Source organism: Nocardia sp. NPDC051030, from assembly GCF_040683015.1.
In the GTDB taxonomy this organism is placed as follows: Bacteria; Actinomycetota; Actinomycetes; order Mycobacteriales; family Mycobacteriaceae; genus Nocardia.
The window spans coordinates 320928-341092 of the sequence record NZ_JBFBCD010000001.1 but is presented as its reverse complement, the minus strand read 5'-3'; the positions used below and the strand labels follow the sequence as shown (position 1 = coordinate 341092).

Genomic DNA, 20165 nt, shown 5'->3' with positions numbered 1-20165 from the left:
TGCCAATTCGGGTGTTCGCGTAGGGGGTATAACCGCCCTTGGAGCAAGTTCCGGCAACTCGGTCGGAACGGATAGCGAAGGGTTGGGGTTACATGCACACCTCGAGTTTGGCTATCGATATCCAGACGGGCCTCTCGAATGCCTGGAGTTCCATCGCCACGTTCGTGCCGAAGTTCGTCGGCTTCCTGGCCATCCTCGTCATCGGCTGGATCGTGGCGAAGATCGTCGCCCGGCTGGTCACCCGGATCTTGAATCAGATCGGCTTCGACCGCCTGGTCGAGCGCGGCGGCATCAAGGATATGCTGGCCCGCAGCCGCTATGACGCCACCGGCATCATCGCGAAACTGGCGTATTACGCGGTCCTGCTGCTCGCCCTGCAACTCGGCTTCGGCATCTTCGGCCCGAACCCGATCAGCACCATGCTCAATGGGATCGTCGCCTGGCTGCCCCGGCTCGCCATCGCCATCGTGATCGTCTGCATTGCGGGGGCCATCGCCCGCGTGGTCATGGACATGATCGCGAATATGCTCAGCGGCCTGTCCTACGGCCGCATGATGGGTCGCATCGCGGCCGTATTCATTTGGGGCATAGGCATTATCGCCGCGCTCAACCAGATCGGCGTGGGTACCTCGGTCACCATGCCCATCCTCATCACCGTCCTCGCCACCATCGCCGGTGTCCTCATCGTCGGCATCGGCGGCGGCCTCATCCGTCCCATGCAACAGCGCTGGGAAGGCTGGCTGGAAACCATCGAAGGCGAAATGCCCGAAGTGAAGGGCCACGCCGAAGCCTTCCAGCGCGGCCGCGAAGACGCCGCCCGCCAGCGCGCCATGATGGAGCAGCAGCGGTCGATGATGAGCCAGGGCATGGGCGGCCAGCACATGCCTCCGGGCAAATGGGCCGAACAACCCGTCGGCCCCGCCGGTTACAGCCAACAGGGCTACGGCCAGCAGCGTGGCTACCCGGGCTCAGGGCAGATGCCCGGTCAGGCCGGTCAGATGCCCGGTCAGGCCGGTCAGGGCGGTCAACCCGGCCAGATGGGTCAACCCGGTCAGATGCCCGATCGCGGTGGCAGCCAGTCCGACTGGCAGTCCGATCGTGGCAATGAGCCGGGCATGATCTAGCCCGCGTCGAATCTCGAAGCGGCCCGTGTGCATGAGCACGCGGGCCGCTCGTCTGCCTCGGCAGCGCTGGAACAAGATCAGGGAGCTCTGGTGGCGGGGAATCGAGGTGGATTCCGCCGCCAGTGCTCCTTGATCTTGCTGGGGATCAGGTGGCGCGGGAGAGGGCGCAGACTCCGGCCAGGCGGAGGTGGATCCAGTCGGCGGATTGCCAGTCTTCGGGGGCGTCCGGGATGGGGTTACCGGATTCGCGGAGATCTTCCAGGAGGCCTCGGGCGTATCCGGCCAGTAGGACGCTGACGGGGACCTGGCTGGAGTTCTCGACGCCGAGATCGAGGATGTCGCGGACCGCGGCCGCATGCTGATCGACCGCCGCGGCCACACCCGGAAACTCCTTGACCGCCAACAGTGCCGGGGCTCCGTGTGTGCGTTGCAGGCGGTTCAAAGTCTTACGCGCCGAAACGACGAGCAGGGCGGAGCCGGGCAGAAACACCTGGTCATGCTAGCAATTCGGGCCGATTCGCGGACCCGGCTGTGAGATATCGCGCACTTCGCCGGAAGTGCCTCGATCGGTGCCTCGCGGCAGTGGCTGAGCGGCGTCACCGCGAGGGCGGACCATCGCGGTGACGCGCTCGGCGTGGGGATGATTCAGCGGAAGGCTTTGGAACCGGTGAGGGCCTCGCCGAGGACGAGTTGGTGGACCTCCGCGGTGCCCTCGTAGGTGAGGACGGATTCCAGGTTATTGGCGTGGCGCAGGACCGGGTATTCGAGGGTGATGCCATTGGCGCCCAGGATGGTCCGGCATTCGCGGGCGATCTTGATGGCCTCGCGGGTGCTATTGAGTTTGCCCGCGCTGATCTGCTCATTGCTGATCTCGTGGCGGTCCTTCAAACGGCCCAGGTGCACGGCCAGGAGCTGGCCCTTGCCGAGTTCTAGGGCCATATCGGCCAGCTTGGCCTGGGTGAGCTGATATCCGGCCAGGGGCTTGTCGAAAACCTCGCGAGTGCGGGCGTAATCGATTGTGGCGGAAAGACAATCGCGGGCCGCGCCGAGCGCGCCGAACACGATGCCGAAGCGCGCCTCGGACAGGCAGCCGAGCGGAGCGGCGAGGCCGCGAGCCTCCGGAAGCATGGCGTCGGCGGGCAGTCGCACACCGTCGAAGGACAGTTCGGCCGTGACCGAGGCCCGCAGCGACAGCTTGTGATGCATCTCCCGGGCGCTGAAACCCGGTGTGTCCGTGGGGACTACGAAGCCGCGAATGACATCACGCTCACCCTCCCGCGACTGTGCCCACACGATCGCCACATCCGCGACGGACCCATTGGTGATCCACATCTTCGACCCGTCGAGGATCCAGTCGTCGCCATCCCGCTTGGCCCGCGTCCGCATCCCACCCGGATTCGACCCGAAATCCGGTTCGGTCAGCCCGAAGCACCCGATCAGCGTGCCCGCCGCCATCTCCGGCAGCCACCGCTGCTTCTGCTCCTCCGACCCGTACTTGTGAATCGCCGTCATGGCGAGCGACCCCTGTACCGAAACCATGCTCCGCACACCGGAATCCACGGCCTCCAACTCCAGGCACGCCAGCCCGTAAGCGGTCGCGGAAGTCCCCGCGCACCCGTACCCCTCCAGATGCATCCCCAACAGCCCGAGCTTCCCCAGCTCCGGAGCCATCTCCCTCGCCGGGAACGTTCCCGCCTCGAACCACTCGGCAACATTGGGCCGCAACCGCTCCCCGGCGAACGCGCGCACGGTGTCTCGAATCGCACGCTCCTCGTCACTCAGCAGGGAATCGATCGCGAACAGCTCGTCTACGGTGACCATGCCGCCCAGCCTAGGACGCCCGCCCAGCTCCGGACCACGAACTCGGCCACACCACTCGCCGCGATACCCCGAGCGCCAGCTCGCTATCAAGATCAGGGAGCTCTCACGGCGGTGAATCGCACGGATTTCCGCCACCAGAACTCCTTGATCTTGGTGTGCGTGATGGCCCCGGGGCTGGGGCGTTGTGGGCGCGTCCTTAGGCTGTCTGCATGAGCGATCAGCTGGGTTTCTCCACGCGGGCGGTGCACGCCGGGTTCGATCCGGACCCTCAGACCGGTGCGGTGAATGTGCCGATCTATGCGAGTTCGACGTTCGCCCAGGATGGTGTGGGCGGGATGCGCGGCGGGTATGAGTACGCGCGCACCGGTAACCCCACCCGGACGGCCCTCGAGGCCAATCTGGCGGCCATCGAATCGGGCACCTACGGGCGGGCATTCGCCTCCGGTATGGCGGCCACCGACTGTGCGCTGCGCGCCAACCTGCGTCCCGGCGACCACCTGGTCATTCCGGATGACGCGTACGGCGGGACCTTCCGGCTGATCGACAAGGTCTTCACGCAGTGGGGGATCGAGTACTCGGTGGCGGCCGTCTCCGATACCGATGCGATCGCCGCCGCCATGCGGCCCAATACCAAGTTGGTGTGGATCGAGACGCCCACCAATCCGCTGCTGAATATCGGCGATATCTCCGCGATCGCCGAGATCGCGCACGCCGGTGGCGCGAAGCTGGTGGTGGACAACACCTTCGCTTCCCCGTATCTGCAGCAGCCGCTGCTGCTGGGCGCGGATATCGTGCTGCACTCGACCACCAAGTACCTGGGCGGGCACTCCGACGTGGTCGGTGGCGCGCTCATCACCAATGATCAGGAGCTGGACGTCAAGTTCGCGTTCCTGCAGAACGGTGCGGGCGCGGTGCCCGGTCCGACCGACGCGTTCCTCACCATGCGTGGCATCAAGACCCTCGCCCTGCGGATGGATCGGCATTGCGACAATGCCGAGACCCTCGCCGAGTTCCTCTCCAACCACCCGAAGATCGCCCAGGTCATCTACCCGGGCCTGCCCGAACACCCGGGTCACACCGTCGCCCAGAAGCAGATGCGCCGCTTCGGCGGCATGATCTCGGTGCGCGTGCACGGCGGCAAGCAAGCGGCCCTGGACTTCTGCGCCAAGACCAAGATCTTCACCCTCGCCGAATCCCTCGGCGGCGTGGAATCGCTCATCGAGCACCCGGGCGCCATGACCCACGCCTCCACCGCGGGCTCCGCCCTCGAGGTCCCCGCCGACCTGGTCCGCCTCTCGGTCGGCATCGAAGACATCGGCGACCTCCTGGCAGATGTCGAGCAAGCGCTGGCTTGACCGCCTCCCCGCGAACTTCAGCGCGCGGCTGAGAGCCGTTCACCGTTGTAGACGCGTGGTGCGGTTAGGTGCGGCACCGATTTTGGGGGTACCCCCGGAGTTACCCCGAAGCTCGCGAAATCAGTTGTCGCGTTGATTCAGGTGATCAGATCCACGAACAGCGAAGCGCCGCACCGGATTCGGTGCGGCGCTTCGTCGTTCACCGGCGTAAATGCACTGCGGCCCCCGGTTCGTCGGGAACCGGGGGCCGCGCAGCACGAAAGTCTTATTTCAGCTGTGGTAAGGCTGCGCGGAAACCAGCGTGACCTTCATGCTCTTGCCGTTGGGCAGGGTGTATTCGCGGGTGTCGCCGACCTTGGCGTCGATGAGGGCGCCGCCCAGCGGGGAGGCGGGGGAGTAGGTCTCGAGGTCGCCGCCGTTGAGGCCCTCTTCGCGGGTGGCGATGAGGAAGGTCTCGGTGTCGTTCTCGTCGCCGTCGTAGTAGACCTTGACGACGGAGCCGGGGAGGGCCACGCCCGCCTTGGTGGGCGCGACGCCGACCTTGGCATTATTGAGGAGTTCCTGCAGCTGGCGGATGCGCGCTTCCTGCTGGCCCTGCTCCTCGCGGGCGGCGTGGTAGCCGCCGTTCTCCTTGAGATCGCCTTCTTCGCGACGCTCGTTGATCTCGGCCGCGATGACCGGACGGTTGGCGATGAGCGCGGCGAGTTCGCTCGTGAGCCTCTCGTGCGACTCCGGTGTCAGCCAGGTCACGTTCTCAGTCATCTCGATCACTCCCTAGTAGTTGTCCCCGGCAGGCCGGGATTCCCTATGCCTGCCGCTACTTCCACCCGAAGATGGGCACAGCAACAGTGGACGGCCGGAGCAGTCCTGGGGGAGATTCCCGACCGCTCGGGGCGTCAATGCAAGCAAACACGGCTCCGAAGTCCGGAACCGTGTATCGAGCTATTTTAGCACGAATCGCAAATATGCAGGTAGAAGCACCAAAGCGGGTTATGTATCGGACTTTTCACCCGGCGCGAAGATAGGCGGGGACCTTCTCGCTGCATCCGTAGATGTTGCCGGCGCCCGCGCGGGCGACGGTCCGCAGCGTGGTTGTGAGTCGCACCGTGCCGCTATCGGATGGCGGGATGAGCACCTCGCGACGGCCGACCTCATTGGTATCGCCGTCCATGGCGCGAATGAAGCAAACGACCGGTTTGCTGGGATCCTTGCGGGTGACCTTGAAATCGACGCTCACGGTCGAATCGTCCAGCACCGTGTACCCCAGGCGATCAGGCTCGATGTCCTTCGGCCCATAGGTCTTGTAGCCCATGAACGCCACCCCGAGCCCGGCCAGAATGACCACCGCGCCCAACGCGAACGGCAGCCAGCGGCGGTTCTTCGACGGCCGGATGCCATAGCGATCGGCCGGTCTCTCCGTCATGACTGGACGCTCCCGGGGGGTAGGTCGGAACAAATAACGATCGGATGGAACTATAGGGAATAGAAATTTGCACCCCTGCCTGGACTCGGCGAATAGCGACAAGGTGACGACTGTGATCGGTGAGGTGAACGAGTAGTGAGTGGTCTTCGCCTCATGGCGGTACACGCACACCCCGACGACGAATCCAGCAAGGGCGCGGCGACAACCGCACGCTATGCCTCGGAAGGTAATGAGGTGCTGGTCGTCACGCTGACCGGCGGGGAACGCGGCGACATTCTGAATCCGGCGATGGATACGCCGGGCATCAAGGAGAACATCTCGGAGGTGCGCCGCCAGGAAATGGCCGCCGCCGCCGAGGCGCTCGGGGTGCGGCAGACCTGGCTCGGATTCGTGGATTCCGGTCTGCCGGAAGGTGATCCGCTGCCGCCGCTGCCCGAGGGCTGCTTCGCGCTGGTGCCCCTGCAGGAGGCCACCGAGGCGCTGGTGCGGGTCGTGCGCGAATTCAAGCCGCACGTGATCACCACCTATGACGAGATGGGTGGCTACCCGCACCCGGATCACATCATGTGCCACAAGGTTTCGGTCGAGGCATACGAGGCCGCGGGCGATCCGGAGCGCTTCCCCGACGCGGGCGAACCCTGGACGCCGTTGAAGCTGTACTACAACCACGGGTTCAGCCTGGCCCGCCTGGAGATCTTCGCCGACGAGTACGCGCGCCGCGGTGAGCCGTTCCCCATGCAGGAGTGGATGGACCGCATGCGCAAGTACGCGGCCGAGCGCGGCGACATCATGGGCCGGGTCACCACCCAGGTCGAATGCGCCAAGTACTTCCCGGCGCGGGACGAGGCGCTGCGCTCGCACGCCACCCAGATCGACCCCAATGGCGCGTTCTTCGCCATTCCGATCGAGCTACAGCAGAAGCTGTGGCCGACCGAGGAGTTCGAGCTGGCCAAGACCCGGGTCAAGACCGCTATCCCGGAAACCGATCTGTTCGCGGGAATCGACGACGCCGACAGCGAGGACGCCGACCGATGATCCTGACCCTGCTCGCCCAGAGCCCGACTTCGCCCACCGGCCCCGAATTCGGTAAGGCGTCGCCTCTGGGCCTGGTCATCATCCTGGTCCTGCTGGCAGGCACGGTGCTGCTCGTTCGCAATATGAACAAGCACATCAAGGGTCTGCCCGCCACGTTCTCCCCGGAGAGCCCGGAACCCGATCAGGAAGCCGACGAGGGCACCGAGCACGGGATCACCCAGCGCGAGGACGAGGACGCTCCGAAGGCTCCGAAACCGGAGTCCTCAGGACAGTCCTGACGCCAAGCAACCTGCGCCCCCGGTCCGTATGGACCGGGGGCGCAGTGCATTACAGGCGTGTGCCCGAATCCGACGCGCCCGCTTCGGTTTTCGGAGCGGGCGAGGTCATTCAGAACGGCCACTCGGCATTCTGGCCCGCCTCGATCAGCGGGATCATGGCGAACGCCGCATCGGTCAGGCCGCCGAAGGCGTGGCGGTTGCGGCGGCCGGTGGGGGCGTGGCCGTGCTGGTAGCCCGCCAGGTTCCAGGTGTAGAGCGGAACCGCGGCGGGGACGGCCTTGCCGACATCGCCGCCGGTGGCCTGCTCATCGGTGAGGATGACGACGCGGTCGTGACCGGCGAAGTGCTTGCGCACCGCGCTCGCCGTATCGGTGCCCGCACCGATGAAGAAGCCGTCGGACTTCCAGCGCTCGACCGCACGCAGTACCGGCTCGTTCTTGCGCGGCGGGAAGACCAGGCTGGCCGCGTAGTCGCGCCCATTCCAGTGCCCGGCCTGCGAGAAGGACACGACATCGGCCTGCTCGCAGCGCGCCGCGAGGGCGAGGCCGAACAGGGTGGCCGCGTCCCAGCGGTGCAGCGTGCCATCCCGCGAGAAGCCGGAGTCCATGGAGCCGGAGGTGTCGACCAGCACCAGGGTGCGGCCGGACAGCACCGGCACCGACGCCAGCGAGTGGGTCAGCGCCTGCTCCAGGGCATGGCCCCAGCGCAGTGACGGCGCGGCCCGGTAGGCCGACAGGAACCGCATGGGCAGCTGCTTGGAGGCGGCCACCTGTGCCGGATCGGCAAGGCGCGCAGCGACTTCCGCCGCTACCTCATCGGAGACACCGGCCTCGTCGAAGTTGCGGAGGTTGCGCAGCACGGCCATGTAACCCATGGACGGGATGAGCGCCTCCCACACCTTGGCGTCGAGCGGACCCTGGAGCCAGCCTGCGACGGCCTCCCAGGTCATGCCTGCGGACCGCAGGGTGTCGCGGGCCTGGTCGGCATTGTCGAAGAGGGCGCGCCGCTGCGAGATCGGGACGGCCAGGAACTCCGCCCGAGCGCGCAGGACCAGCAGATCGTCCGGGATCGGGTTGTCGCGATTGTGGCGACGATCCAGGGCGTGCGTGAACAGTGCTCCCTGCCAAGGCTTTTCGGGTGCCGGGGTGGGGTGCGTCAGGTCGATCACGTCACCGAAGCGGTAGGCGCGAGCCGCGCTGTCCCACTTGGCGAGCGCGCGCTCGTCGTACAGGCGGCGGACGGCATCGGCGATACCGCGCTTGACCGGCTTCGGCAGGGCGCGACCGTAATTCGCGTGCCAGTAGGCGATGAGCTCGCCCGGCTCGTCGGCACGGCGCAGGACGGAATCGATTGCCTGACGGGACATTCCGGCCGCGCCGTCCTCCAGTCGGGCCTTGGTGAACTCGGCCGCGCCCACCAGGGCCGCGCTGCGCATATTCGCGCTGGTACGCAGCCACTGCAGGAAGCGGGCGGTCCACTCCGGATCGGTCCGGGTGGCCTCGCGCACGAGGGTGGCGTAGCGATCGTCATGCTCCTCGCCGGACTCGTAGAAGGTGTTCTCTCCCACCATGTTCGACACCGCCAGCAGGAACAGCTCACCTTGCACCGCGCGCCGGTAGCCGGGCGCGCCCTCGTGGGTGCGGCCGGACGGGCGCTGCTCGCCGCGAATCGGCGAGGTAGCGGTGGCAGAGGCGGGCGCGATGAATGCGCGCAGGCGGGCGATATTGAACTTGGACATGGGAATTCCCCCAAAATATTGCGGAGGGAGGCAAGGGCGGCCCGAGTTCGAAGCGACGACGGAAATGCATCCACCACCGAACGTGACAGTACGGTGGCCGGAATCGAACCGCATGGGATGCGCGCCAGGAGTAACCGTTGTCTGCGCACCGGGCCGGTGCACCTTGCCTCCCGAGATCTATTGTCGCCCACGGTATTTGTCGTTTCATCGTTCGAAACCGAACTCCGCGAAGGAACCGTGAGCCGCGCACCGGGAGGTGCTTTTCGCTATGTTCCGTGCCGGACACGGAAATTTGTAGGTGCGTCCGAGATCGAAATCGGCGACGGTACAAGCTGCTCTACCAGCTGAGCTACCGGATCCGAAGACCCGGGCGGGATTCGAACCCGCGACCTGCCCATTACGAGTGGAAGTAACCGTTGCCTGCGCACCGGACGCAGTTCAAGACTGTAGCGGCGATCATCCCGATACCGCATCCGATTATTCGGCGACGATTGCTACGGCGCATCCCGGAGCGGGGCGTAGTCGGCCTCATACATGCGATTCGCGGCAAGCCGGAGCACGGTATTGCGGATCGCCGGGGCCAGGCTCCTGGTGCGGTCGCGCCGATGCGTGCGCGCCTGCATCCACCGGGTGCGTGGGAGTCTGCGGATCCGATACCGTTCCAGTAGGTCGGCGATATCCCCTGCGCCGGACAGTGATTCGGCCAGGACCAGGGCGTCCTCGACCGCCATGGCCACGCCCTGCGCCATATTCGGTGAGCTGGCGTGCGCGGCGTCGCCGACCAGGACGATGCGATCGGTCCGCCAGGTCGGATCGGTGACTTCCTCGATGGTGGAGTAGTGCGCCTGCTGCGCTTCCGGGGTGGCCAGCAGCTCCCGGACTCGGCTGTCGAAGTCCGAAAAGCGTTCTGTGAGTAGAGTTGCGCCCTCGACGGGGTTCGCGGGCAAATCGGTCGATGCATCGGCGTAGCAGTACAGCCGGTTCTCGCCCATCGGGACGGCCAGGAATGTGGTGCCGCGGCCGAGCCATACGGTCCACCGGTCGATTCCGGCATTATTGGCGGTCAGGAAGCGCCAGCAGATCTGACCGACATATTGCGCTTCGGCGTCGGGATTCACTCGCCTGCGCAGGTTGGAACGGATGCCGTCGGCGCCGATCACCACGTCGTAGCGGCCGCTCCCGCCGTCATTGAATTCGACCTGGACTCTGTCGCTGGTTTCGGCGACCGAATCCACGGAGATGCCCGTTCGTACCGGCACGCGCAGGTTTTCGCGAAGAATGGAATGCAGTCGGCCGTGGGTGATGCCCAGGCAGTGCCCATTGTCGCGCCACAGGGCGGTGGTGTCGATGTCGGCGAGCACCCGCCCTCGATGGTCCCGCAATTGCTGATGATGAATCGGCACACCGAACTCGGCCAGGCGATCCCTCACACCGAGCGCGGTCAGCGCGCGAACCGAATTGCCGGGCAGGAAGAGTCCGGCTCCGGACGGGTTCTCGGACCGGCGCTCGATAATGTCCACCGCATGACCGCACTGCTCCAGCGCGACGGCAGCGGCCAACCCGGCGACTCCGGCTCCGACGATCAGGACTTCGAGTGATTGCGGCATATGCGGATTCTCCTCGACGGGAGGACACCCTGGAATCCGTCGAAGTACTGCATCGATGACTTAGTCGCGGGCGGCGACGGTGGACGCGGCTGCCGAGACGGTGCGCGCCATCTCGAGTGAGGGCATGGGGTCGGGTGTGGAGCGCGTTCCGGAGGCCTCGGACGGCTCCGAATTTCTCCGGTCCGGAAAACTTCCGGACCGGGCGCGAGCTGCGAAGTTGATCATGTTTCCGGAATCTGCGGAGGTGCGGACGGGTGGTCGTTGCCTAGCGTTCAGGTAGCCCACCGAGATGCGTGATCCGGAGCGGGCCGCGCCGTCCGGGCAGTGGAGGGGACCGTCCGGGCGGCACGATTCTTATCGGCGCGGGGCGGAAGAACGGGTGGGGTCCCGTTTCATGGAGGCCGACGACTAGCCGCGGCCGAAGAGGGTGCCACCGTTGATCTGCAGGATCTGCCCGGTGGTCCACGCGGCGTCCGGCGCGGTCAGGTAGGCGATGCCCGCCGCGATCTCCTCCGGAGTGCCTGCCCGGCCCAGCGGGATCTGCGCGACCCGGTCGTGGTGGGACCGGGGTGTCAGGCGTCCGGCCCAGAACTCGGTGTCGGGCACGTAGCCCGGCGCCACGACATTGACGGTGATGCCCTGCGGCGCAAGCTGATACGCCAGACCCAGCGCCCAGCCGTGCAGGGCGGCCTTGGATGCGGCGTAGGCGCCGATGCCGCGCAGGGCGGCGATCGAGCTGACCGAGACGATGCGCCCGCCCGGCCGGGTGAGGTGGGGCAGCAATGCCTCGGTCAGCAGCACGGCGGTGATGACGTTCATGCGGAAGTTGCCCAGAAACGCGGTCGCGGCGCCCTCCAGCCCCTCGGCGCCGGTGCTCGGGCGGCCGCCCGCATTGTTGACCAGGATATCGATATCACCGTGTGCGGTGAGCTGCGCGGCGAGCGCACGCACCTGCTCGGGTTCGGCGAGATCCCCGCTGGCGATGCTGACGCGATCGGCCCCGAGCTCGGTATTGATCTCCTTGGCCGCGGCCTCGAGCACATGCCGCCGACGACCGACGATCGCGACCGCACACCCGTCCGCGGCCAATCGCCGCGCCGCCGCCTTACCGATCCCGGTGCCCCCGCCGGTGACGATCGCACGTCGAGTCATGGGAGTTCCTCTGGACTGAATCTTGTTCACTCAGGACTGATTCGAACGAGGCCGGACCGAGACCGGTTCGCCACTCCACAATGAGTCGTACACGCCGACTATCGCCATCGCGCCACATGCCGATTCCAGCTGCCATACTACCCGGGTCGACCCCGTCCCGCGCGCTGGGAGCGGCGAAATCAACCACTCCGCACGATCGAATTCCCGTGCGGTACAACTTCTTTGGCGAATACGCCACGAACCGGTCGGCATTGACGGACCTCCGGGGAACCGCACAAATCGGTAACCGGCGCAAGGTCACGTGGGCCGTAGGTTCGCCGACAACCGCCCGATCGTCGTCACGGCGGGGACATCGGGGCGAGGCCGAGATCTGCCAGCTCGGCTGCGCCCCGGGCGGCTTGGTCGCCTTCGGCGAGCACTCGGGTGCGGGCCGCCTGGTAGCGGCACCCGACGGCGTCGAAGGTGTCGGCGGTGGCGAGTAGACGGGCGCGGTCGTCGGTCAGCAACGCTTCAGCACGTTCCACGATCGCGGTGGCAATGGGGTTTCCGGCCACCAGGTCTCGGGCCTCGGCCAGGTGGTCGGCGGCATCGGGGCGTCCGGCGAGGACGGTGGCTTCGGCGCGCAGGGCCACGTACCAGTGCAGCCAGATCCAGGTGAGCCAGCGCCATGCCTCGCCGGGCTCGGCGGAGAGGCGTTGCAGTGCCGCGTCCGGCTGGCCGTGGTGGAGCAGGGGCAGCGCGTCGAAGACCGTGCCGTAGCCGCGGGCCTGACCCGGGGAGCTGTCGAGTTCGGCCAGGACCGAGTGCCATTCGCGGCGGGCCGCCTGATCGTCGCGGAGGCCGTGGATCATGGCCACGCCCGCGACGGCCGGGCCGAGGACCGATCCGGCGGGGCGGCCCGCGCGCTGCCAGGCCTCGAGGAAGCGGTCGGCGACGGTGAGCACCTCGTCGACTTCGCCTGCGAGCGCGCCGGTGACGAGGAGCCAGCCGGTGGCGCGATGCCCGACTTCCGCCAGCAGGGGGTGTTCGGCGAGTTGGCGGGCCCAGCGGCGGGCGGCGGGGAGGTCGCCCGCGCCGAGGCTGGCCTCGGTGGCCTCGCCGAGTGCTTCGATCAGCTCGTGGGTTCCGGCGGGGGTGGCGGGTGCGAACTCCAGGAGCGCCATGCGCTTGCGGGCCGTGGCCGCGGCGGCGAAAGTGTCACCGGCCCAACTCTGTGCGCTCGCGAGGGTGTCGAGGGCGGCGGATTCGGCGAGCGGATCGCCGATGCGATGGGCGAGTTCGACTGCCTCTTCCGCGCACGCGATCGCCACCGGAACGGTATTCGCGGCGGGTTCCGGTGCGCCGATGGCGGCGGTGAGAAACTGCCCCGCCTCGGCCAGCGACACCGCGGCCAGGGCGGCGGGGTCGTCCCCGGCGAGCTTGCGCGCCTTGGTGATCAGCGCATCCGCCTCCTCGGGCGGCAGGGGCCGGGCGAACTTGCTGGAGAACCGGTAGGCATTGGTGGCGGCGGTGGCCAGGTCGCGGGCGGCCGCGGCGGTGTCGCCGGACCAGTCGGCGGCGTCCGCGGCGGCGCGCTGGAAGCGGTACATATCGTCGCCGCGCATGCGGCAGGCGGCCACGGCCGCGGCGGCGCGCAGCAGTTCGGCCGTGACGGCCAGATCGTCGGCGAGTTCGGCGGCCTGCTCGTAGCGGCGCTGGGATTCGCCGATCTGATTGCGGGTGAAGGTCAGATCGGCCAGGTACCGGGCCAGGCGGTGGGCGTCGGCGCGATGTTCGGATTGATCGGCGGCCCAGGCGAGGGCGGCGCGGAAATCATCGGCGACCCGGTCGAATCGGGCCCGCCAGTCCTCGCGGACCACACACAGGTCGGCGGCATTGGCCAGGCACCAGCGCAGGTGCCGGGAGCGGGTATCGGCCAATTCGTCTGTGGCGGTGAGGCGTTCGGTGCCGTACTGGCGGATGGTCTCGAGCATGCGGTACTCGGTGCCCCGGGGTGAGCGGGTCACCACCAGCAGGCTCTGTTCGGCGAGTCGCGCCAATCCGTCTGCGACGGAACCGATATCGGTGTCCGCCACCTCGGCCGCCGCCTCGACGCTGAATGGTGCGACGAACACCGATACCCGGCGGAGCAGTTGCCGCGCATCGGGTTCCAGCAGGGCGTGGCTCCAGTCGAGGGCGGCCCGCACCGAGCGGTGCCGGTCATCGGCGCGGGAGCCGCCGGACAGCATGCGCAGCGGGTCGGACAGCCCGGCGGTCAGGCCATCGAGCCCGAGCATGGCGCAGCGGGCCGCGGCGAGCTCTATGGCCAGGGCCATGCCGTCCAGGCGGGCGCAGACCGCCGAAATGGCTTCGTGCTGAGATGGATCCGGCGGCCAGCCGACCGCCGCCGCTCGATTCATGAACAGCGCCACCGCATCTGGCTCGCCGTCACCGGTAAGTGCCAGCGGCGGCACCGGATACACCCGTTCGAACGGGACCATGAGCCGGGCGCGGCTGGTCGCCAGCACCGTCACGCGCGGGCAACTGCCTAGCAGCCGTTCCAGGAAGGGGGCCACCCCGTCCAGTACCTGCTCGCAGTTGTCCAGCACCAGCAGGGCGTGCCGGTCGGTCAGTGCGGCGACCACCGATTCGTCGATGCTCCGGCCGGGCTGCTCGCCGAGGCCGAGCGCGCCCGCGACGGCGGCCGCGACCATGCCCGGTTCGGTGACGCGGACCAGGTCGACGAACCACACCTCGTGCGAGAACTCTCCGGCCGTCTCGGCGGCCACGGTCAGCGCGAGCCGGGTCTTGCCCACTCCGCCGGGTCCGACGGCGGTCACCTGCCGATTGGTGGCGAGCAGTTCGGCCAGCTCTGCCCGTTCCTTGACCCGGCCGATGAAGGGGGTCAGGGGTGTCGGCAGGACCGGTATCGGATGTGAGCTGTCCTGGACGGCCGATTCGGAGGCGTGCTGGGCGAGTGCCCGCCGGTCCGGTACCCCGAGTTTGCGCAACAGCGAGGACACGTGGCTTTCGACGGTCCGTACCGAGATGAACAGCCGCGCCCCGATCTCGGCATTGCTGAGATGCGCCCCGACCAGGGCTAATACCTCGGCTTCGCGCGCCGAAACCTCCACTGTCGCAACCACCGACTCATTCTCCCGTACCCCCTCCGTGCTTGCGCTCCGTATTCCGTTCCGTGGTCGGCACGGATGTGACCGGACCCCTCCGGACGGGATGCTTTTTACACAGCCACCACGGCAAACACGACCCCCACGAATTCAGGAGTGACCATGGCCGACTCCGGCACCAAGGGAATCAAGACCGTCCTGCACCCCGTCGCCGATCTGGAGAAGGCAAAGGCCGTCTACACCGCCCTGCTCGGTGTGGAGCCGGCCACCGACGGTCCCTTCTACGTGGGCTTCGATGCCGCCGGTCAGCACATCGGCCTGGTTCCCGGTGGCGGCCCGCAGGGCATGACCAGCCCCGTCGCCTACTGGCACGTCCCCGATATCGAGGCCAAGCTCGCCGACCTCCTCGCCACCGGCGCCACCGTCAAGGAGCCGGTCCGCGATGTCGGCGGCAACCGCCTGGTCGCCGCGGTCACCGACCTCGACGGCAATGTCCTGGGCCTGATCCAGGACTGACCACCCTCCCCTTTTCCCGAAACTCATTGCAAAGGACCCGCTATGACCACCAAGACCGCCGCCACCAAGTCCGCCACCGTCGGCTTCACCGACGAAGAGCGCGCCGCCATGAAAGAGCACGCGAGGGAGTTGAAGGAGTCCGCACGCCGCACCTCGGCCGCAGCCAAGGCGGAAGGTGACCGAAACGACGTACTCGCCAAGATCGCGGAAATGCAAGACCCCGACCGCGCACTGGCCGAACGCATCCACGCCATCATCACCACCAACGCCCCCGAACTGGCCCCCAAACTCTGGTACGGCATGCCCTCCTACGCCCTCGACGGCAAAATCGTCTGCTTCTTCCAAGCCGCAGAAAAATTCAAGGCCCGCTACGCCACCTTCGGCTTCAACGACATCGCCAACCTCGACGACGGCTCCATGTGGCCCGCCGCCTATGCCCTCACGAAGCTGACCTCAGCCGACGAGACCCACATCGCGGAACTGGTGAAGAAGGCAGTGAGCTGACCCCCACCGCCGCCCGACAACCGAATGCCTTCCGCTAACCGCCAAACGCGGTCAGCGGAGGGCATTTTCGCGCGGACCGGTTGCGGTGCGAGCCGACAGGACCTAGTCGAATGTGGCGATTGCGCAACACGTCAAGGACGCCTGCGTCGAAGCCGATGGGCTGAACGGTCGTGGTATTGAATTCTGTTGTTTGCCACAAGGTTACAGAGCGTGTCGCTCTGATCTCGGTTTCGTGTCGGGTGATTCGAAACTATGATCGAATACATGGTCGATTGTGCTGATGACAGGTTCTCCGCCCTGGAGGTGGTGGAGCGGCTTCGTGTGGTGCACTCGATGATTGCTGTTGCGCAGGCTGAGGAGGTTGAATTGATGACTCGGCTTTACCGGCTGCGACGCGGACAGCAACTTGCGTTGGGAGTGGGACAGCTTTACGCCGGGGAGGATGCGGCTACCGAGATCGGGATTGCGCTCAAAGTGTCGCAGCGGGCGGCTGATGGGTTGATCGGGCTTGGGCTGGGATTGGATCAGCGTTACCCCGCCGTGCGGGAGGCGTTCAGCGACGGTCGGTTGGATCTGGCTCGGGTGCGGGCGATCAGCGACACTTTCGCCGCGGTTGCGGAGGAGTTGGTTGCGGTGTTGGAGCCGCGGATCGTCCCGTATGCGGAAAACGCTGAACCGCAGCGGATTCGGCGGACGTTGCGGCGGTGGTTGTTGGAGGCGGACCCGGAGGGGCAGGCGGTGCGGCGTAAGGCCGCTGAGGCGGAGCGGTATGTGAAGGTCACTGCCGCCGAGGACGGGACCGCTCGGCTCGAGGGGGTGCTGCCTGCTGCCGGTGGACAAGCGCTGTTCGAGCGGTTGCGGGAGATGGCGGTTAGCCAGTGTTGTGGGGATGATCCGCGCACGACCAGTCAGCGGCGTGCGGACGCGTTGGTGGCGTTGGCTGATGGCAGCGGGCGCTTGACCTGTCGGTGTGGGAAGTCCGATTGCCCGCGTACCGATCTCGCGGCCCCGGCTGCAGTCGCGCGTAAAGCCTTGGTACAGGTGGGTGTGTCGGCGGAGACCCTGATGGGGGTGCGGGACAATCCGGGTCTGTTGGCGGGGTTCGGTGCGATCGATGCCGATCTGGCGCGTCAGATCGCGCGCCACGCCCGTTTCGACGTCCACACCGAGACCGCCGTGGGCCTCCCCGCCTACGTCGCCGTCCCCGCCTCTGTCGGTACCGCTTGCACCGCCTCTGCCTCGGCTGACACTGCCATGGACGTCCGCGCCGCTGCCACGGTCGATACCGCCGTAACCGCTTCTGTCTCTGTCGATTCCGCCGTGGACGTCCCCGCCTCTGTTGGCACTGCCGCCACGGCTGCTGTCGCTGCCGACGTCTCCATGGACATCACCGCTCGCGCTTCCGTTGACGGTGGTGCGGATGTGGGGCTGCGGTATCGTCCGGCCGCCCGCGTTGCGGCGCGGGTGCGTGCTCTTGACGGCGGGTGCCGGGCTCCGGGGTGTGGGGTGCCTGCTTCGGGGAGCGATCTGGATCATCAGGAACGGTTTGATCACCGGGATCCCGGAAATGGTGGGCGGACGGTGGAAGGCAATCTTGGATGTCGTTGTCGCCGTCATCACCGGCTGAAGACTCTGGCCGATAATGGTTTGAATGGTTGGCAGGTGATTCATCACCGCGATCGGCGGGTGGAATGGCGCACGCCCAGCGGCGGGTCGATCACCACCACTCCCGAGGGGGCGAAGTTCTTGTTCCCGCGCGTGGCGGTGCCCCCGGTAACCGCGGGTGGGGTGGCTGAGGCTGCACCGATACGGCCGTTGATCGATCCGGGTCCGGTGGTTAATGAGATGACAGAGTTGGTGCACGTGTATTGCACTCGCGCACAGCGCAAGGCGTGGGGACAGGCACGGCGCACGCCTGGTGGCGGGATCGCTGCGCAGGCCGGGGTCCCGGCTGCGCTCGACACGGCACCTCCGTTCTAGGTGGTGAGGGCTTCGGTGTAGACCGACAGGATTTGGGTGATGTGCCTTGATTGGCGTGGTTCGTCGGCGTGCGCGGCGAGGGCCTTGCGCATCTGGGGGAGGCGGGATCGGTTGTGGGCGAGGTCTTTCAGGACGGTGGCGAAGGACTCCACTGAGGGATCGAGGGTTTGGATGCCGCCGTCTTCGGGGACCGTTTCGGAGAGTTCGGGATCGCAGTAGATGATGGGCAGGCCCATGGCCACCGCTTCGAGCAACACCATGCCCTGGGTGTCGCAGTCTGAGGTTAGGAGCAAGAGGTCGTGGTCGCGCATGGCGCGCAGGACTTCGGGTTGATCGACCTCGCCGTGAAGGTGAACACGGTGGGCGAGTTCGGCTTTGGTGATTGCTGTCTGGGCTGAGTCGGCGAGGGCGCCGCTGCCGTAGATGTCGAGGGTGCAATCATCGACCAGGCGGGTTACTTCGATTGCTTCGAGGGGGCGCTTTTCCGGGGATAGGCGGCCGCACCACAGGGCGCGCAGGGGAGCGTCCATTTCGGTTACCGAATCGGCTGTGCCGCGCAGGCTGTCGAGTAGTGCGTCGTCGATTCCGTTGGAGACCACGTGAATTGGCTTATCCACGCCTCGGTCCGCTAGGCGGCGGGCGAAGTGGTGGGTTGGGACGATCACCCGATCGGTTGCCTGGGCCTGCGCGATCATGGGACGCCAGGCGAGTCGGGTGGTGCGGGTGTCGCCGTCGTAGGCCGGTTGGGTGCGCAGTGGCACGAACCAGCCGTGTAGCAGACGCATGGTGAGGGCGGCTAAATAGGGGGAGGGGGAATACTTTTCGATGACGGTGTCGTCGCGGCTCTGCATGGTTTGGACGACTGGGATGTTGTGTCTGCGGGCGGCGCGGATGCCTGAGATGCCGCAGCCGTAGGTGGTGAGTGAGTGCACGAGGTCGATCGGGGCGCGTTCGGTGAAGGCGGCGTCGATCAGGCGGCGATTGGCTCGGGTTGGGAGGACTACCGGTAGGCCGTTCGCCATCGAGAAGGGCACTGATTTCAAAATCACCGTATTGGCGTCCGACGGGACGGATCCCGGTGCGGGGGCGGAGAATACGGTTACTCGGTGGCCGAGTTCTCGTAGGGCGTCGCACAGGGAGCGCATGGCGGTTTGTACGCCGCCCAGGGTGGCCGGGTGGAAGTCGGTGAAGATCGCGACGTGCAGGGAATCGGTCATGGGTCAGGCGGATTCCGTCCCGGCGAGCTTCTCCACCGCGTCCGCTGTGGCGCTGATGCCGTTTTCGGCGGCGACCTTCTTGCCCAGTTCGATGGCCAGGTCGCGCGCCTCGGGGGTCAGGGTTTTGACCAGTGCGTCGTGCAGGCGGTCGGCGGTCAGGGACGGGTATGGGAAGTCGGCTCCGATGCCGAGTGCCGAGATTCGCCAGCCGTAGAAGAACTGGTCGCTGTGCACGCCGATGACTACGGCGGGTAGTCCGGCGCGCAGCACGTCGTGGGTGTTGCCGCTGCCGCCGTGGTGGACGACGGCCCGGCAGCGCGGGAGTATGCGGTCGTAGTCGAAGGAGTTCAGGACGAATAGTCGCCGGTCGTAGCCGATGCCGTGCGGGTAGCCTTCGCCCTTCACGGTCAGCAGTGCGCGGACGCCCAGGCGCTCGCAGACGTCGGCGATGAGATCGCAGGAGGCGGCGGGGTCGAGGATGGGCATGCCGGTCAGGCAGAAGTAGACCGGCGGTTCGCCTTCGTCGAGCCATTCCTCCAAAGCCGGATCGACCTCCGACTCGCCCCAAGCCCCGCGCATGTGGGTCGGCAGGATCGGTGCGCCGACGATGGTTGAGCGCTCCGGCCAGTCGGCCGGTTTCGGGAGCAGTACCGGACTCACCATGTGCACCAGCGGAATTCCGTCCTCGCGAATGCGGCGGAACGGGTTGCGGGGCTTGCCGGGCAGTCCCATCATTTCCCGGACTCGGCGATCCATTTTGCGGTAGGCGATGCCATACGCGAGTTCGAAGGCTGTGTAGCTGAACAGCCGTAGTCGTCGCGAGGACAGCATGTGCTTGACGGTGAACGAGGAGGGGAAGTCGGCGGTGCGTTCCAGGGGGTACGGGAGGCCGCCGATCACGGTCTGGCCGGTCTTCTCGCGGCGTTCCATGGCCCACGGCAGGGTGGAGGCGCAGGAGACGATCACATCGGCGGATTCGCAGGCATCGGTGAGCACCTGATGCATTTCCGCGCCGCGCTCCCCGGCCATGATCTTGACCGTGTCCAGCATGATTTGCAGGAACGGCAGCGGATTACCCGAGGACAGTCCGCGTTTGGCGGCGGGCGATTCCAGCAGTTCGGCGGAGTTGAACGGGATGACGTGCGGTTCGAAGCCGGAGCGCCGCACCACGTCGGCGTAGTTCTCGGTGGCCGTCATCTCGACATGGTGTCCGCGCGAACGCAATTCATCGGCCAGGGCCAGATACGGCTGATGATCGCCTCGGGTACCCGCTGTCAGCAATGCGATACGCATACTCTCGACTTCCGT

Annotated in this window: 17 protein-coding genes and 1 tRNA gene; 7 read left to right on the top strand and 11 right to left on the bottom strand. The window is 66.9% G+C overall.

The annotated features are described in order from the left end of the window. Positions 1 to 92: 92 nt before the first annotated feature. Positions 93 to 1124, top strand: a complete 1032-nt coding sequence (locus tag AB0N05_RS01530) for a hypothetical protein (RefSeq protein WP_364686024.1) — start codon at positions 93 to 95, stop codon at positions 1122 to 1124. Between the two features lie 145 nt (positions 1125 to 1269). On the opposite strand, the gene AB0N05_RS01525 is transcribed toward AB0N05_RS01530, so the two are convergent. Beyond that, the gene (locus AB0N05_RS01525) at positions 1270 to 1614 is read right to left on the bottom strand and encodes a DUF6401 family natural product biosynthesis protein (protein ID WP_364686021.1); all 345 of its coding nucleotides are present in this window, start codon (positions 1612 to 1614) and stop codon (positions 1270 to 1272) included. A gap of 155 nt (positions 1615 to 1769) precedes the next feature. Continuing rightward, complete coding sequence (locus tag AB0N05_RS01520) at positions 1770 to 2945, bottom strand: acyl-CoA dehydrogenase family protein (RefSeq protein WP_364686018.1); 1176 nt, start codon at positions 2943 to 2945, stop codon at positions 1770 to 1772. 209 nt (positions 2946 to 3154) lie between these two features. Between AB0N05_RS01520 and AB0N05_RS01515 the strand changes: the two genes are divergently transcribed. Next, a complete protein-coding gene (locus tag AB0N05_RS01515) occupies positions 3155 to 4300 on the top strand; it encodes a cystathionine gamma-synthase (RefSeq protein ID WP_364686015.1) in 1146 nt (381 codons plus the stop codon). A 270-nt stretch (positions 4301 to 4570) separates the two neighbouring features. On the opposite strand, the gene greA is transcribed toward AB0N05_RS01515, so the two are convergent. Together greA and AB0N05_RS01505 are read right to left on the bottom strand one after the other, a co-directional pair. Beyond that, complete coding sequence (greA, locus tag AB0N05_RS01510; protein ID WP_364686013.1) at positions 4571 to 5062, bottom strand: transcription elongation factor GreA; 492 nt, start codon at positions 5060 to 5062, stop codon at positions 4571 to 4573. Between the two features lie 244 nt (positions 5063 to 5306). Beyond that, the gene (locus AB0N05_RS01505; RefSeq protein ID WP_364686010.1) at positions 5307 to 5723 is read right to left on the bottom strand and encodes a DUF4307 domain-containing protein; all 417 of its coding nucleotides are present in this window, start codon (positions 5721 to 5723) and stop codon (positions 5307 to 5309) included. Positions 5724 to 5876: 153 nt separating this feature from the next. On the opposite strand from AB0N05_RS01505, the gene mca reads away from it, so the two are divergent. Beyond that, positions 5877 to 6758, top strand: coding sequence for a mycothiol conjugate amidase Mca (gene mca / locus AB0N05_RS01500; protein WP_364687417.1), 882 nt, complete (start codon positions 5877 to 5879; stop codon positions 6756 to 6758). Next, on the top strand, positions 6755 to 7036 hold the full coding sequence (locus AB0N05_RS01495; RefSeq protein WP_364686007.1) for a hypothetical protein: 282 nt from the start codon (positions 6755 to 6757) through the stop codon (positions 7034 to 7036). The genes mca and AB0N05_RS01495 overlap by 4 nt, the downstream gene beginning before the upstream one ends. A 109-nt stretch (positions 7037 to 7145) precedes the next feature. Here AB0N05_RS01495 and AB0N05_RS01490 read toward each other — a convergent pair whose 3' ends face one another. The 5 genes from AB0N05_RS01490 to AB0N05_RS01470 all read right to left on the bottom strand — a co-directional run bounded on the left by AB0N05_RS01490 (position 7146) and on the right by AB0N05_RS01470 (position 14658). Continuing rightward, positions 7146 to 8774 carry a TROVE domain-containing protein gene (locus tag AB0N05_RS01490; protein ID WP_364686004.1) on the bottom strand — a complete coding sequence of 543 codons (1629 nt, stop codon included), beginning with the start codon at positions 8772 to 8774 and terminating at the stop codon, positions 7146 to 7148. Positions 8775 to 9136: 362 nt separating this feature from the next. Next, positions 9137 to 9207 (bottom strand) — tRNA-OTHER (locus tag AB0N05_RS01485). Positions 9208 to 9268: 61 nt separating this feature from the next. Beyond that, positions 9269 to 10381 carry an FAD-dependent monooxygenase gene (locus AB0N05_RS01480; protein ID WP_364686001.1) on the bottom strand — a complete coding sequence of 371 codons (1113 nt, stop codon included), beginning with the start codon at positions 10379 to 10381 and terminating at the stop codon, positions 9269 to 9271. Between the two features lie 408 nt (positions 10382 to 10789). Continuing rightward, a complete protein-coding gene (locus AB0N05_RS01475) occupies positions 10790 to 11533 on the bottom strand; it encodes an SDR family oxidoreductase (protein ID WP_364685998.1) in 744 nt (247 codons plus the stop codon). A gap of 338 nt (positions 11534 to 11871) precedes the next feature. Further along, positions 11872 to 14658, bottom strand: coding sequence for a LuxR C-terminal-related transcriptional regulator (locus AB0N05_RS01470; RefSeq protein WP_364685995.1), 2787 nt, complete (start codon positions 14656 to 14658; stop codon positions 11872 to 11874). A 144-nt stretch (positions 14659 to 14802) separates the two neighbouring features. Here AB0N05_RS01470 and AB0N05_RS01465 point away from each other — a divergent pair, with 144 nt between their 5' ends. The 3 genes from AB0N05_RS01465 (at position 14803) to AB0N05_RS01455 (ending at position 17640) form a co-directional block, all read left to right on the top strand. Next, a complete protein-coding gene (locus tag AB0N05_RS01465; protein WP_364685992.1) occupies positions 14803 to 15156 on the top strand; it encodes a VOC family protein in 354 nt (117 codons plus the stop codon). A gap of 42 nt (positions 15157 to 15198) precedes the next feature. Next, positions 15199 to 15660, top strand: coding sequence for a DUF1801 domain-containing protein (locus AB0N05_RS01460; RefSeq protein WP_364685989.1), 462 nt, complete (start codon positions 15199 to 15201; stop codon positions 15658 to 15660). A gap of 252 nt (positions 15661 to 15912) precedes the next feature. Continuing rightward, entirely contained in the window at positions 15913 to 17640 is a 1728-nt protein-coding gene (locus tag AB0N05_RS01455) for a DUF222 domain-containing protein (protein ID WP_364685986.1), read from the top strand. Here the strand turns inward: AB0N05_RS01455 and AB0N05_RS01450 are convergent. Continuing rightward, entirely contained in the window at positions 17637 to 18857 is a 1221-nt protein-coding gene (locus AB0N05_RS01450; RefSeq protein WP_364685983.1) for a glycosyltransferase, read from the bottom strand. The genes AB0N05_RS01455 and AB0N05_RS01450 overlap by 4 nt on opposite strands. Before the next feature lie 3 nt (positions 18858 to 18860). Next, positions 18861 to 20150, bottom strand: coding sequence for a glycosyltransferase (locus AB0N05_RS01445; RefSeq protein WP_364685980.1), 1290 nt, complete (start codon positions 20148 to 20150; stop codon positions 18861 to 18863). Between the last annotated feature and the right edge of the window lie 15 nt (positions 20151 to 20165).

Bases quoted from the DNA above. Each gene is read 5' to 3' on its own strand.
- greA (WP_364686013.1), bottom strand. From the start codon at position 5,062: ATGACTGAGAACGTGACCTGGCTGACACCGGAGTCGCACGAGAGGCTC.
- AB0N05_RS01455 (WP_364685986.1), top strand. From the start codon at position 15,913: ATGATCGAATACATGGTCGATTGTGCTGATGACAGGTTCTCCGCCCTG.
- AB0N05_RS01495 (WP_364686007.1), top strand. From the start codon at position 6,755: ATGATCCTGACCCTGCTCGCCCAGAGCCCGACTTCGCCCACCGGCCCC.
- AB0N05_RS01520 (WP_364686018.1), bottom strand. From the start codon at position 2,945: ATGGTCACCGTAGACGAGCTGTTCGCGATCGATTCCCTGCTGAGTGAC.
- AB0N05_RS01445 (WP_364685980.1), bottom strand. From the start codon at position 20,150: ATGCGTATCGCATTGCTGACAGCGGGTACCCGAGGCGATCATCAGCCG.
- AB0N05_RS01490 (WP_364686004.1), bottom strand. From the start codon at position 8,774: ATGTCCAAGTTCAATATCGCCCGCCTGCGCGCATTCATCGCGCCCGCC.
- AB0N05_RS01530 (WP_364686024.1), top strand. From the start codon at position 93: ATGCACACCTCGAGTTTGGCTATCGATATCCAGACGGGCCTCTCGAAT.
- AB0N05_RS01475 (WP_364685998.1), bottom strand. From the start codon at position 11,533: ATGACTCGACGTGCGATCGTCACCGGCGGGGGCACCGGGATCGGTAAG.
- AB0N05_RS01480 (WP_364686001.1), bottom strand. From the start codon at position 10,381: ATGCCGCAATCACTCGAAGTCCTGATCGTCGGAGCCGGAGTCGCCGGG.
- AB0N05_RS01460 (WP_364685989.1), top strand. From the start codon at position 15,199: ATGACCACCAAGACCGCCGCCACCAAGTCCGCCACCGTCGGCTTCACC.
- AB0N05_RS01465 (WP_364685992.1), top strand. From the start codon at position 14,803: ATGGCCGACTCCGGCACCAAGGGAATCAAGACCGTCCTGCACCCCGTC.
- AB0N05_RS01505 (WP_364686010.1), bottom strand. From the start codon at position 5,723: ATGACGGAGAGACCGGCCGATCGCTATGGCATCCGGCCGTCGAAGAAC.
- AB0N05_RS01450 (WP_364685983.1), bottom strand. From the start codon at position 18,857: ATGACCGATTCCCTGCACGTCGCGATCTTCACCGACTTCCACCCGGCC.
- AB0N05_RS01515 (WP_364686015.1), top strand. From the start codon at position 3,155: ATGAGCGATCAGCTGGGTTTCTCCACGCGGGCGGTGCACGCCGGGTTC.
- mca (WP_364687417.1), top strand. From the start codon at position 5,877: ATGGCGGTACACGCACACCCCGACGACGAATCCAGCAAGGGCGCGGCG.